Here is a 12,673-nt window from a genome sequence, read left to right as displayed (position 1 = left end):
TACCCGCGCCGCCGCCGAGGGCGCCGCCGATGATCGCGCCGGTGCGCTCGCGACGGTTCGACGTCACCGCGCCGCCGGCGCCGCCGCCGATCGCGCCGCCGATGACGGAGCCCGTGCTGCCGCCGACCGCGCCGCCGACCGCTGCGCCGGCAACCCCGCCGAGCGCGCCGCCGAGCGCGTTGTTCAAGTCACCGGCCATTGCCGGCAGTGCAGTCGCGCCGGTCAACGCGGCGACGACGAGAGCGGGGGCGATTTTCTTCCACATTCCCGTATTCTTCCTTGTTCGCAATTCTGGTTATCGAGGTCCGCTCGGTACGACGATCTGAATCGATCGACGTCGGGCCAGGCATTGTGCCGAACCGCGGACCAATTCATTTCAATGAGCTTGCGGCGAAGAATAGCACCGGTCCCGCATCCTTGCCGTGGACATTGTGGTAACAAGTTGTTTACGAATCACAGACATTCAACGGGGCCGTCGAATCCGGCTGAAACCCTTGCCGGCATTGGCTCCCGCATCGGTCCGACCCCACGTTGCGGCACGCCGGTCATGCACGCGATCGCACGTTCGAGACACACGTGGCAACACATCTGCACACGCCGGTAACGGGCATCCGGACGACGGTCGGGGAAAAGATGACGGGGTCAGTACACGCCGGGCAGCAACCGCCACGTCCGCGCGCAATACGCGTCGTATTCGGCGCCGAATTGCGAACGCAGCAATGCCTCCTCCGAACGGATTCGCGCGACGAGCGGCACGAGCGTCAGCACGACCAGCAGCACGCCGACGCTCGAGCGGAACACCAGCGCCCAGCCGAGCGAATTGACGACCAGGCCGAGATAGCTCGGATTGCGGATGCGGCTGTAGATGCCGCCGGTCACGAGCGTATGGCCCGGCTGGATCGCGACGAGCCCACTGAAGCGCTTGCCGAGCACGAATACGGGCCATATGCGCAGCACGCCGCCCACGAGGTACAGCCCGACGCCGATCCAGCGCACCGTGTCGCCACCGAAGGTCCAGATGTCGAGGCGGTCGGTCAGCGCCGGCAGGTATGCGAGCAGGAAGCCGCTCACCGCGAACGCCGCGAGCACCCAGCGGTTGTCGCGGTTCTCGCGTTCGCCGCTGCTCAGGTTGCCTTCGGTGAACAGGGCGGCGACGGCCATCGCGAGTGTCGCGATCGCCACAACGGTTGACTGAGGATGCGAGAAGAACGCAGCGAACCCGCCGCTGCCGAGTACGGCGAGCCCGAGATAGACGAGCGTGGCGACGCCCGACAGGACGACGACCTTGGGGGTAACTGTCATGACGGCCTCGCGAGGATGCGCTTTCCTGTGAAGTATAGGAACCGCGCACCCCGGGCGCCGTGCGCCGCCTTCATGCGGCGCGTGAATTCGCGCGCATCGTCCGGCTAACGGCGGCCGACCGGGCCGGTGCGGCCGGGGCCCGGAGCCGAGGCCCGAAGCCGGATCAGCGGATGCGGAAGTTGCCGCCGATGCCGACGCTCACCGGCGGCGCGTAATACGCGGGCGCATAGCCGTAACCGTAGTAGGCCGGCGCGGGCGCGTAGCCGTACGGCGGCGCGACGTAGCAGCCGGACAGGCCGCCGATCAGGGCAAGCGTGATGAGAAGTCTGGACATGGCTCGATTCCCGGCGCGAAAGACGCATGGCACCTCGCGAAGGCCGCGCCGCCGCACCACGCGGCGGCCGGCACGAAGAGGCGATCCGCCCTTCCTGTCGCTCGATGAAACAATGCGCGGAGTCTAGCGCCGCGCCTGGCCGGCCGAGTTTCCCGGGCGGTTACACGTGTTACCTCGTGTGACCGCTGAAACAGGCCCGGTCGGCGCAGCGGCCCGCCAGTGGGCGGCCGCCGCGCCGAGGGCGATCACGCTGTTACACGAAGCGGGCCCGGATGCGCTGCGCGAGCGCTTCGAGCGTCGCCGCGTCGGCGACGTCGCGCGCATGCATCCGCAGCTCGGCGCCCTCCCAGCGCGGAATCACGTGGAAATGGACATGCGGGACCGTCTGCCCGGCTGCCGCGCCGTTGAACTGGCCGATGAACACGCCGTCCGGCTCGAGCGCCGCGCGCACCGCCGCCGCGACGCGCTGCGTCATGCGGATGCCGGCCGCGGCCGCGTCGCCGGACAGCTCGAAGATCTGCGCGGCCGGCTCCTTCGGGATCACGAGCACGTGGCCGTCGGCCTGCGGCATCAGGTCCATGATCGCGAGCGTCGCGTCGTCTTCGGCGACCTTCACGCACGGCAGTTCGCCGCGCAGGATTTTGGCGAACGGGTTGTTGTTGTCGTAGGACATGGCGTTTTCCGATCTCGGTTGGACAATGGGACTGGGAGAGCAATGCCGGACGATTATCGGCCGATGGCCGGCCCGATATCAACTCGCCCCGACGCGCGCCGCCGGCCGCCCCGTCGGCACGCGGCAGCGCGCACGCATGCGGCCGTCATCGCGCGTCACGCGGCGGCGATTGCAACGCGTCGCCCGAACCTGCGACACTGCCGGATCGTTGCCGGCCGGCACGCCACCGAGGACGCTCGCGCATGACGATCCCCCTCAAGAAACTGATGCTGCGCGGTGTCGCGCTCGCGCTCGTTGCCGCGATCGGCTACACGGCCTACATGCTGTACCGGCTCGCGCCGATCGCGACCGGCTATGCGGCGAAGGCGCTGTGTTCCGGCGTGTTCGTGTCGGGGCGCCCGGCCGCGTCCGTGATCGACGTCGACATCATGGCCGGCGTCCATCCGCTGCTGAAACTGGTGCGCCCGTCGCTCGATCCCGACCATCATCGCGCGGTGGCGACGTTCGCCGGCTTCGCCGAACGCGAAGCCGACTTCCGGCCCGGGCTCGGCTGCACGCTCGCGGTCGGGTCCCCGACCGGCTCGGCGGCGGCCACCTTGCCCGCCGGGTTGCCGCCCCTCCCCGATCCAGCGCCCGCGCAACCCGATCCGCCCGCACCGGCCACACCGCCCGCCGGCATCGACGCACACCTGTTGCAGACCGCCATCGACCGCGCGTTCGACGAACCCGATCCGGCGCGGCCGCGCCGCACGCGCGCGGTCGTCGTGATGTGGCGCGGCCAGGTGATCGCCGAACGCTATGCGCCCGGCTTCACGGCCGACACGCCGCTGCCCGGCTGGTCGATGACGAAGACCGTCACGGCCGCGCTGGTCGGCACGCTGGTCGCGCAGCACAAGCTGTCGCCGGACGCGTCGGCGCTGCTGCCCGAATGGCGCGGCAGCGGCGATCCGCGCGCGGCCATCACGCTCGACGAGCTGCTGCGGATGACGAGCGGCCTGCAATTCAACGAGGACTACGACGACCCGCTGTCCGACGTCGCGGTGATGCTGTTCACGCAGCCCGATACCGCGCGGTTCGCGTCGGCGAAGCCGCTGGTCGCGACGCCCGGCACGCAATGGTCGTACTCGAGCGGCACGAGCGCGATCGTCGCGCGCGTGATGCGCGAGGCGCTGGGCGGCAACGCCGGCGACTACCTCGCGTTGCCGCGCCGCGCGCTGTTCGCGCCGCTCGGGATGCGCAGCGCGGTGTTCGAGCCCGACGCGTCCGGCACGCTCGTCAGCGCGTCGTACATGTATGCGAGCGCACGCGACTGGGCGCGCTTCGGCCAGCTGCTGCTGCAGGACGGCGTGTGGAACGGGCAGCGGCTGCTGCCGGAAGGGTGGGTGCGCTACCTGACGCGCGCGACGCCGCAATCGTCGCGGCAGGAATTCGGCGCGCAGCTGTGGGTCAAGGTGCCGGAGCCGTTCAACGATCGCGATCCGCACGCACGCGCGATGCCGGCCGACGCGTTTCACGCGGTCGGCCACGAAGGCCAGTTCGTGAGCGTGGTGCCGAGCCGTCAGCTGGTGGTCGTGCGGCTCGGGCTGTCGCGGCCGGAAGCCGCGTGGAATCACGAGGCGTTTCTCGCGCGCGTGCTCGACGCGGTGCCGGCGCCCGGTGCGTGACGACGGGCCGGTGCCCGCCGGATGCGATGAAGCGCCGCCCGCGACGGCGCCGCCGCATCACGCGCGACGGGCGCAGCATTACGGATTCGCGCTGCCGCCGTATTGCTTGAAACCTTCGCGCGTCGCGAGACGTTCGATATAGCGCGACACCGCCGGCAATTCGGGATGCTCGAACGGCGTGCCGAACCAGCGGTTCACCGACAGGCCGATCGGGATATCCGCGAGCGTGAAGGTGTTGCCGGCCACGTACGCGCCGGTCTTGTCGAGTTGCGCATTCAGCACGTGCATGTGCTTCGTCCAGCCCGCGATCGACTGCGCGATGCCGTCCGGATCCTGGTGATCGGGCGATTTGCGCACGAGGCCGAGGAAAGCGCCGACCCACGAGCGGTTCAGATCCGCGCCCTGCCAGTCGATCCACTGGTCGACCCGCGCACGCGCCTGCGGCTCGGCCGGATACAGCGCATCGCCGCCGTAGCGGTTCGCGAGGTAGCGGATGATCGTGTTCGATTCCCAGAGCACGAAGTCGTCATCCTTGATGACGGGCACGAGCGCGTTCGGATTCAGCGCGAGATAGGCCGGATCGTGGGTCGTGCGAAAGCCCGCCCCCCAGTCTTCCTGTTCGAACGGCAGGTTCAGTTCGGTGCACAGCCACAGCACCTTGCGGACGTTGATGGACGGAATCTTGCCGAGGATGCGCAGCATGCAGTCTCCTTGTGAGGTCGGGTGCGGAGCATTCGGGGCGCGCGACACGCGCCGAACGCATTCACGCCGAATTTATACACGACCTCGCGGAAAACGGCAGGCCGCGTGCGCGAAATCGGTGTGCGGCCGATTCGTCAGGTCGCGCAGCGCATGCTCGGCCGTCGGGAAGCGGAACATGAATCCGTCCTGATGCAGCCGTGCGGGCACTACGCGCTGCCCGTCCAGCAGCAGCTCGGCCATCTCGCCCATCGCGGCGCGCAGCGGCGCGGCCGGCACGTGCAGCCACGCGCGGCGGCGCAGCACCTTCGACACGATCTGCACGAACGCGCGCTGGGTCAGCGGCACCGGTGCGACCGCGTTGTAGACGCCGTGCATGCCCGCCTGCGACATCGCGCGCGCCACGATCCGCAGCACGTCGTCGCGGTGAATCCAGCTCAGCACTTGCGCGCCGTCGCCGAATCGGCCGCCCAGCCCGAAGTAATGCGGCAGCAGCATCGGGCGCAACGCGCCACCCGGACCGAACACGACGCCCAGCCGCAGCACCACCGCACGCACGCCGTGGCGTTCGAGCGGCTCGGCGGCCGCCTCCCACTGCCGGCACAGCGCCGACATGAAGCCGGTGCCCGCGCCGCTACGCTCGTCGAGCCGTTCGTCGCCCGGCCGCACGCCGTAGTAGCCGATCGCGGACGCCTGGATCCACGTGCGCGGCTTGGCCTCGGCGGTTTCGACCCAGCGCATCAGCGCCTGCGTGACGCCGACGCGGCTGGCGAGCAGCAGCGCCTGCCGGCGCTTGCTCCAGCGTGCACCCAGCACCGGCGCGCCGGCGAGATTGATCACCGTGTCGAAGCGCGCGTGCGGCTGCAACTGTTCGACGGACGTCACGCTGCGCACGCGCCCCTGAAACAGGTAGGCGGCGCGCAGCGGATCGCGCGCCAGCAACGTGACCGTATGTCCTGCGTCGAGCAACTGGTTCACCAGCGTTTCGCCGATGAAGCCGGTCCCGCCGGTGACCAGCACGTTGCCGGGCCGCTGCCCGGCGAACGGGTTGGCGGCCGGCTCGCGCGGCGCGACGCGGCACGCGGCGATCCCGTCGCGCACGCCCGACACCGTCACGCCGACGGCAAACAGGCTGAGCAGCCAGCCGCGCCAGCCGGGATCGATCGGCTGCAGCGCGGTCGGCTCGTGCGCCCACGCGGACAGCTGCATCGCGACCATCCCGAACAACGCGCCGCCGTTGACGGCCAGCAGCGTGTGCAGCACGCGCTCGGTCGCCGGCAGCTTGCGGCTCCGGTCCTCGACGACGAAATCCCACAACGTCAGCCCCACTTCGACGAGCACGACCGCCGCGACGGCCGCGACCCACGCGCCGTGAAACGCGACGTTCGCGATCGATGCGAACACGAGCCCGTACAGCACGGACCGCACCGCATGAATCGCCAGCTCGAGCCGCGCACGCGGGCGGTGCGGCAGGTCCTGCGTGAGTTCGTGGTGATAAAGCGTATCGAATGCGCCCATCGCGCCCTGCACGATCAGCAGGTTGAGCGCCCAGTCGAAAGCCGGCAACGTGTTCATGCGGTATCCCTCCTCCACAGCCAGGCCAGCGGCGGCACCATCGCGACGAGCGCGGCAACGTCGATCGCCACGTGACCCCACACCTGCGCCTGCCACGACAACAGCATGTCCTGCGGCGCCCAGATCAACAGGCCGGCCAGCAACCAGCCCCACGCTTCCCGCTTCCGCAAGCGGTTGCCGAGATGGACGAGCGCGAGCATCCAGACCGCCGCGCACTGCACCGTCGCGGCGATCAGCGACAACCACCACACCTGCTGGACACGCGCGGCCTCGGGTGCGGTTCCCGTCCAGAAATGCCGCTCGATCTCCCGGTGATACGCGTCGAGCCACGATGCGCCGGCAATCCACGGCATCACCACGCCGACGAGCAGGTGAACGAGCGCCGCTGCGTACATCCAGCTCACGACGATACGGCGCGGGGTATCGCGCGGCGGGCGATTCGCTGCTGCACTATCGGAATCCCGGCCGATGCTGCACGCACCGCCTTCGCTGCAGGCTTGCGAGCGATATCCGAGCCAGTGCGACACGGCATGCCGATTGCGCGCCAGGCGGCGATACAGCAACGCGAACCCGGCACGCATCGCCGGCATGCGAAGCAGCCAGACTCGCCCGCGGCGCCCGACCAGCGCATACGCCGCGACGATGCTGTCGATGCCGGTCAGCATGCGTCCGTCGGGCAGGCGCGCATGCAGTTCGCGATTCAACGCGGGCAGGTCGACGCCGAGCGGCGCCGGATCGAAACCCGGCCCGGCGATATCGACGAACGCCAGCCGGTGTCGCGTGTCGCGAGCGCCGAGACGCCGGATTTCAGCGACACATAGCGGACATCGTCCGTCGAAGTACAGAACCAATTCACTCGAACCCATGCTTTGCACTCCTTCTCGTTACCGCCAGCATCATGAATCGATCGATGGCCTGCTTTCCCGCATACGCCGCCACACCGCGCGACGGCCACGGACTTACATCGGCTTGACCACCATCAGGAAGTAGACGGTCAGCATCGCGAAAAAGGCCGGATAACCGAGCCGTTCCCAGCGCTTCGCATAGCGCCAGTAGCGCTCCGGCAACGCGGCGTCGCCGTTCGCGTGCGCGAGCTTCGCCATCGATGCGAGTTCGAGCTGCAGCCACACGACCGGCAGCCAGCACGCCCCGGCGACCGCGTACAGCACGATCGACGCGAGCAGCCACGGCGCATGCCACGGCCAGCCGGCCGTGTGCGCGAGCCACAGCCCGGACGCCGGCTGGAAGATCACGGCCGGCGTCGTGAACCACCAGTCCGCGCGCACCACGAGCCGCGACACGGCCGCGATCGCGGGCACCGATCGCGTGCGGTTCGCGAAGAACAGGTAGAACGCGGTGCCGAAGCCCGTACCGACCAGCAGCACCGACGACAGGATGTGAAGCGCCTTGACGACGAGATAGGTATTCATGCGTGTTCTTCTTCTGAAAACAGAATCAACAGGATCGCGAGAATCGGCACGTTCTTCAGCACGGGGCCGAACGGTTCGGCCAGCAGGCCGGGCATCGTGACCGCGATGACCGCCGAATACGCGACGATCAGCGCCGCTTGCGCGACCCACAGGCGCCGCGACGGCGCGACGACGGTCGCGATGCCGAACGCGAAGTCCAGCGTGCTGGCCGCGTAGAGCGCGATCAGCGCGGGCAGCCCCGTGACGTGCGCGGGCGCCAGCAGCGCGAGGCTCGCGTGCAGTGGATGGATGAATGCGCTGGCGATCGCCGTCCAGATCCACACGATCGCGAGCGCGCCGAGCAGCAACGGGCGTCGCCACATCGCGAGCGCGTCGCGGCGCAGCGTGGCGGCATCCGCGCCGATGAAACTGCCGATGCCGCGCGGCGGCCGGCCCAGCACCGCCGCGGTGGCCGCCGGATCGCCGGTGTTGCCGGCGCGCAGCATCGTCCACGTGTCGCGCGTCAGCATCGCCCCCGGCCACGCGCCGAACAGTGCGGCCGCCGCGCCGACCAGCGCGCCGGGCAGCGTCACGCACGCCGCCGGCGGAAATCCGAGCGCGGCACGGTAGCCGGCCAGCATCTCGCGGTATTCGACTTCGTCGCCGCCGACCACGTCGATCACGCGGCTGCCCGTCGCCGGCGAATCGCCCGCCAGCGCGACGAGCCGCGCGACGACTTCGGCAAGATCGTCGACATGCACGGGGCGCAGCCGCTGATGGCCGCCCGCCGGCAACCCGTGCACGGGCAGGCTCGCGAGCATCCGGAAAAACCGCGCGGACGCACCGGCCGCCCCGTAGACGAGCGCGGGGCGCACGATGCGGAAGTCGATCGGCAGCGTCTGCAGGAAACGGTCGGCCGCGTGCTTGCTCGCGAAGTACCGCGTATCGCCGCGCTCGACGCCGAGCGCCGAAATCTGGATCACGCGCCGCACGCCCGTACGGCAACACGCGGTAAAGAGCGCGCACGGCGCGGCGCGATGCACGGCGTCGAGCGTCGCGCCGCGTCGATCGGCCAGCATGCCGACCGCGTTGATCACCACGTCGACGCCGTTCAGCCGCGCGAGCCACGCTTGCGGATCGACGTCTCGCGCGAAGTCGATCGCGACGTCGTACGGGCCGGCGGCGTGTCGCACGCCGCGCAGTACGCGATGCCCGCCGGCTTCGAGCTGCGCGCACAGAGCCCGACCGATGAAGCCGTTCGCGCCGCAGACGAGCACGGTCATGCGCGGTGCGCCGGTGCGCTCGGGCTGACGGGTCGACGGCAAGGCTGCGTTCATATCCATCCTTTATTTACAGTTATTTCTGTACAGACAGAAATAACAACCCCGAAAAAAGCGGGCTGCGTGCCCGCTCTCCCGTTACCGCTTACTTCGACGGCTTGCGCCTGACCGTCTGGCTGATCTTCGCGCCGATGCCCAGCGCCTTCATCAGCGTATCGGGCTTGAGCCGCAACATCTCGTCCGACCAGGTCGTGAGCGTCTCGACGAACTGCAGCGTGTCGCGAATGCGCTGTTCGGTCTCGCGGCTCTCGTTCGCGATCTCCGGATTCGTCAGGCAATCGCGCAGCACCGTGAGCGTCGGCTCGATCTCGCGCTGCCGCCGCCCTTCGACGATCAGCTTGAACAGTTCCCAAATGTCGGTCGACGTCTCGAAGTGGTCGCGGCGATCGCCGAGCACGTGCACGACCTTCGCGAGCCGCCACGCCTGCAGCTCCTTCAGGCTCGTGCTGACGTTGGAGCGCGCGACGTTGAGCGTCTCCGCGATCTCGTCGGCGGCCACCGGCCTTCCGGCCAGGTAGAGCAGCGCGTGAATCTGCGAGACGGTGCGGTTGACGCCCCACCGCGAGCCCATTTCGCCCCAGTGGAGAATGAATCGTTCGGCAATCGGTGTGAGTTCCATGGTGGGGAATTTAGTTTTTTCAGTTATTTCTGTCAAGAGAGAAATATCCGGGCGGTCCGGCAGCTTCCGGCCGCGCCCGCCCGCGATCAGCCGCTTCCTTTACAATGCGCGGGATTTTTCCGATTTCAGGCCGTCCCCGCCTTTCCGATAGATAGACAGAGGTTTCCATGATCATCAAACCGCGCGTGCGTGGCTTCATCTGCGTGACGACTCATCCCGTCGGCTGCGAAGCCAACGTCAAGGAACAGATCGACTACGTGACTTCGCACGGCCCGATCGCCAATGGCCCGAAAAAGGTGCTCGTGATCGGCGCGTCGACCGGCTACGGCCTCGCCGCCCGGATCTCGGCCGCATTCGGCTCGGGCGCGGACACGCTCGGCGTGTTCTTCGAGCGTGCCGGCAGCGAGACGAAGCCGGGCACGGCCGGCTGGTACAACAGCGCCGCGTTCGAGAAATTCGCCACGGAAAAGGGGCTGTATGCGCGCAGCATCAACGGCGATGCGTTCTCCGACAAGGTCAAGCAGGTCACGATCGACACCATCAAGCAGGATCTCGGCAAGGTCGATCTGGTCGTCTACAGCCTCGCGGCGCCGCGCCGCACGCATCCGAAGACGGGCGAAACCATCAGCTCGACGCTCAAGCCGGTCGGCAAGGCCGTCACGTTCCGCGGCCTCGACACCGACAAGGAAGTGATCCGCGAAGTCTCGCTCGAACCGGCGACGCAGGAAGAGATCGACGGCACCGTCGCGGTGATGGGCGGCGAGGACTGGCAGATGTGGATCGACGCGCTGGCCGACGCCGGCGTGCTGGCCGACGGCGCGAAGACCACCGCGTTCACGTACCTCGGCGAGCAGATCACGCACGACATCTACTGGAACGGCTCGATCGGCGAAGCGAAGAAGGATCTCGACAAGAAGGTGCTGTCGATCCGCGACAAGCTGGCCGCGCACGGCGGCGATGCGCGCGTGTCGGTGCTGAAGGCCGTCGTCACGCAGGCCAGCTCGGCGATCCCGATGATGCCGCTGTACCTGTCGCTGCTGTTCAAGGTGATGAAGGAAAAGGGCACGCACGAAGGCTGCATCGAGCAGGTGTACGGGCTCCTGACGGACAGCCTGTACGGCGCGACGCCGCACGTCGACAAAGAAGGCCGCCTGCGCGCGGACTACAAGGAACTCGATCCGCAAGTGCAGAACCAGGTCGTCGCGATGTGGGACAAGGTCACGAACGAGAACCTGTACGAGATGACGGACTTCGCGGGCTACAAGACCGAGTTCCTGCGCCTGTTCGGCTTCGAGATCGCCGGCGTCGACTATGACGCGGACGTAAACCCGGACGTGAAGATCCCGGGCATCATCGACACGACGGTCTGACGCGTCGATCGCCGCCGCCGCGCTCACCGCGCGGGCGGCGGATGCGCATGACCGGCGCCGTCAACGCGGCGCCGGCTCTTCCAGATAGACGCCCGACGACAACGCGGCCTTCACCTGCCGCGTCAACTCGTCGGTCGACACTTCCTCCGCTCCCGCCTCGATGGCGTCGTACGCCTGGCGCACGACGTCGGCCGGCGTGGCCTTCGGCACGTCGAGGCCGGCCGTCAGGTCGGTATCGATGAAACCGGCGTGCAGCCCGACGACCTGCGTGCGCTGCTCGCGCAGCGAGTGGCGCAGCCCGTTGGTCAACGCCCATGCGGCCGATTTCGATACGCCGTAGCCCGACAGGATCGGCCGGTTCACCCAGCTCGCGACCGACAGGATATTGAGGATCGCGCCGCCGCCGTGGGCCGCCAGGGTTCCCGCAAACGCCCGCGACATCGCGAGCATCCCGAACACGTTGGTTTCGAAGTGATCGCGCAGCGCGTCGGGCGCGCCGTCGTCCGTCAGGCTGCCGAGCCGCGCGATGCCGGCGTTGTTGATCAGCAGCGTGACGTCGCGCGCCGCATCGGCCGCCGCCGCGACCGCCGCCGGATCGGTCACGTCGAGCTTCACGGGCACGACGCCCGGCAGCGTCACGGTGGCCGGGTCGCGCGCCGCCGCATAGACCTTGCGCGCGCCCCTGGCGAGCGCCTGCTTCGCGAATTCGAGCCCCAGCCCGCGGTTCGCGCCCGTCACGAAAACGACTGCACCTTCGATCTTCATGATCGTTCCTTTCGCATGATGAATCGCCTGCACGCCGGCTCGCCGCGCGCATGAGATCCGGTGGAAAACGAGGTTGCCATCGCGTACCGAGCCGCTCGCTGCCGGTTGTGTGCCCGCGACGTTAAAGACACCGACCGATTGCCATCCGCGCCCGGCTTGGCTTTGTGTTGCCCGCCAAGTCGGCTACACTCGATGTCAATGTCGATCACCATTGTCTTTGCGGTGCATTGTGTTCGCGCTACGCGGGCATGTCAATGGCGATCACCATCGTGTTTTTCAATCGACGCGATCGGCAACAATCAGGGAGAGATCGATGGGCGTATCCAGACAGCAGGCTGCCGAGAACCGAAGCGCGATCGTCGCGGCCGCCGAACGGTTGTTCCGCGTGCGCGGCGTGGACGCCGTGGGGCTGACGGAGCTGATGAAGGAAGCCGGCTTCACGCAAGGCGGCTTCTACAATCACTTCAAGTCGAAAGACGCGCTGGTCGCCGAAGTGATGGAAAAGGCGATGCACGACCGCGCGGATTCGCCGAATGCCGGCAGCCTCGACGCGCAGGTGGCCGCGTATCTGTCACCCGCGCATCGCGACAACCTCGAGGCCGGCTGCCCGCTGTCCGGCTTCGCGGGCGATGCGCCGCGGCTGACCGAGACGGCGCGCGCCTGCTACGCGCACGGGCTCGCCGCGTATCTCGATCGACTGGAACGGATGGTGGCGACCGACGGCGCCACGTCGGAGCACACGCGTCGCGACGCGCTGGCGGTCTTCAGCCAGATGGTCGGTGCGCTCGTGCTGTCCCGCGCGATCGCCGGCAGCGATCCCGCGCTGGCCGACGAGATTCTCGACGCGGGGCGGGACGCGCTGACCGGCCGACGCGGCGATCCGGTGACGTCGGCGTAACGGCGCACCCTTCGACGCAGCGCGC

Annotated in this window: 13 protein-coding genes and 1 pseudogene; 3 read left to right on the top strand and 11 right to left on the bottom strand. The window is 68.5% G+C overall.

Annotated features, from left to right (window positions below; genetic code table 11):
• From MMB92_RS31405 to MMB92_RS31390, 4 genes and pseudogenes are all read right to left on the bottom strand, one after another.
• Window positions 1–265 (bottom strand): annotated as a pseudogene (locus tag MMB92_RS31405) (hypothetical protein); the annotation flags it as partial.
• A 377-nt stretch (window positions 266–642) separates the two neighbouring features.
• Complete coding sequence (locus MMB92_RS31400) at window positions 643–1,302, bottom strand: isoprenylcysteine carboxylmethyltransferase family protein (protein ID WP_034203200.1); 660 nt, start codon at window positions 1,300–1,302, stop codon at window positions 643–645.
• A 163-nt stretch (window positions 1,303–1,465) separates the two neighbouring features.
• Window positions 1,466–1,636, bottom strand: a complete 171-nt coding sequence (locus MMB92_RS31395) for a hypothetical protein (protein ID WP_006485756.1) — start codon at window positions 1,634–1,636, stop codon at window positions 1,466–1,468.
• A 253-nt stretch (window positions 1,637–1,889) separates the two neighbouring features.
• A complete protein-coding gene (locus tag MMB92_RS31390) occupies window positions 1,890–2,309 on the bottom strand; it encodes an HIT family protein (protein ID WP_006485763.1) in 420 nt (139 codons plus the stop codon).
• 242 nt (window positions 2,310–2,551) lie between these two features.
• On the opposite strand from MMB92_RS31390, the gene MMB92_RS31385 reads away from it, so the two are divergent.
• Entirely contained in the window at window positions 2,552–3,973 is a 1,422-nt protein-coding gene (locus MMB92_RS31385) for a serine hydrolase (protein WP_059722131.1), read from the top strand.
• 78 nt (window positions 3,974–4,051) lie between these two features.
• On the opposite strand, the gene MMB92_RS31380 is transcribed toward MMB92_RS31385, so the two are convergent.
• From MMB92_RS31380 to MMB92_RS31355, 6 genes are all read right to left on the bottom strand, one after another.
• Window positions 4,052–4,675 (bottom strand): glutathione S-transferase, encoded by a 624-nt coding sequence (locus MMB92_RS31380; RefSeq protein WP_006485757.1) that lies wholly within the window; start codon window positions 4,673–4,675, stop codon window positions 4,052–4,054.
• Between the two features lie 72 nt (window positions 4,676–4,747).
• Window positions 4,748–6,247, bottom strand: a complete 1,500-nt coding sequence (locus MMB92_RS31375; protein ID WP_080324360.1) for a TIGR01777 family oxidoreductase — start codon at window positions 6,245–6,247, stop codon at window positions 4,748–4,750.
• Window positions 6,244–7,113 carry a DUF393 domain-containing protein gene (locus MMB92_RS31370; protein WP_058902398.1) on the bottom strand — a complete coding sequence of 290 codons (870 nt, stop codon included), beginning with the start codon at window positions 7,111–7,113 and terminating at the stop codon, window positions 6,244–6,246. The genes MMB92_RS31375 and MMB92_RS31370 overlap by 4 nt, the downstream gene beginning before the upstream one ends.
• Before the next feature lie 93 nt (window positions 7,114–7,206).
• A complete protein-coding gene (locus MMB92_RS31365) occupies window positions 7,207–7,677 on the bottom strand; it encodes a DUF2269 domain-containing protein (protein ID WP_006485758.1) in 471 nt (156 codons plus the stop codon).
• A complete protein-coding gene (locus MMB92_RS31360; RefSeq protein ID WP_277563170.1) occupies window positions 7,674–8,993 on the bottom strand; it encodes an SDR family oxidoreductase in 1,320 nt (439 codons plus the stop codon). The genes MMB92_RS31365 and MMB92_RS31360 overlap by 4 nt, the downstream gene beginning before the upstream one ends.
• Window positions 8,994–9,081: 88 nt before the next feature.
• The gene (locus MMB92_RS31355) at window positions 9,082–9,615 is read right to left on the bottom strand and encodes a MarR family transcriptional regulator (RefSeq protein WP_006480371.1); all 534 of its coding nucleotides are present in this window, start codon (window positions 9,613–9,615) and stop codon (window positions 9,082–9,084) included.
• Between the two features lie 167 nt (window positions 9,616–9,782).
• Between MMB92_RS31355 and fabV the strand changes: the two genes are divergently transcribed.
• Window positions 9,783–10,985, top strand: a complete 1,203-nt coding sequence (gene fabV / locus MMB92_RS31350) for an enoyl-ACP reductase FabV (protein WP_277563169.1) — start codon at window positions 9,783–9,785, stop codon at window positions 10,983–10,985.
• Between the two features lie 60 nt (window positions 10,986–11,045).
• Here fabV and MMB92_RS31345 read toward each other — a convergent pair whose 3' ends face one another.
• Window positions 11,046–11,750 (bottom strand): SDR family oxidoreductase, encoded by a 705-nt coding sequence (locus MMB92_RS31345; protein ID WP_034203194.1) that lies wholly within the window; start codon window positions 11,748–11,750, stop codon window positions 11,046–11,048.
• Window positions 11,751–12,063: 313 nt separating this feature from the next.
• Between MMB92_RS31345 and MMB92_RS31340 the strand changes: the two genes are divergently transcribed.
• On the top strand, window positions 12,064–12,648 hold the full coding sequence (locus MMB92_RS31340; protein WP_006496201.1) for a TetR family transcriptional regulator: 585 nt from the start codon (window positions 12,064–12,066) through the stop codon (window positions 12,646–12,648).
• Window positions 12,649–12,673 lie beyond the last annotated feature (25 nt).

This window comes from Burkholderia sp. IO2 (assembly GCF_029522185.1).
Taxonomy (GTDB): domain Bacteria; phylum Pseudomonadota; class Gammaproteobacteria; order Burkholderiales; family Burkholderiaceae; genus Burkholderia; species Burkholderia cenocepacia.
Note: the sequence above shows the minus strand (reverse complement) of the source record. Positions and strands in the feature narration are given on the sequence as shown.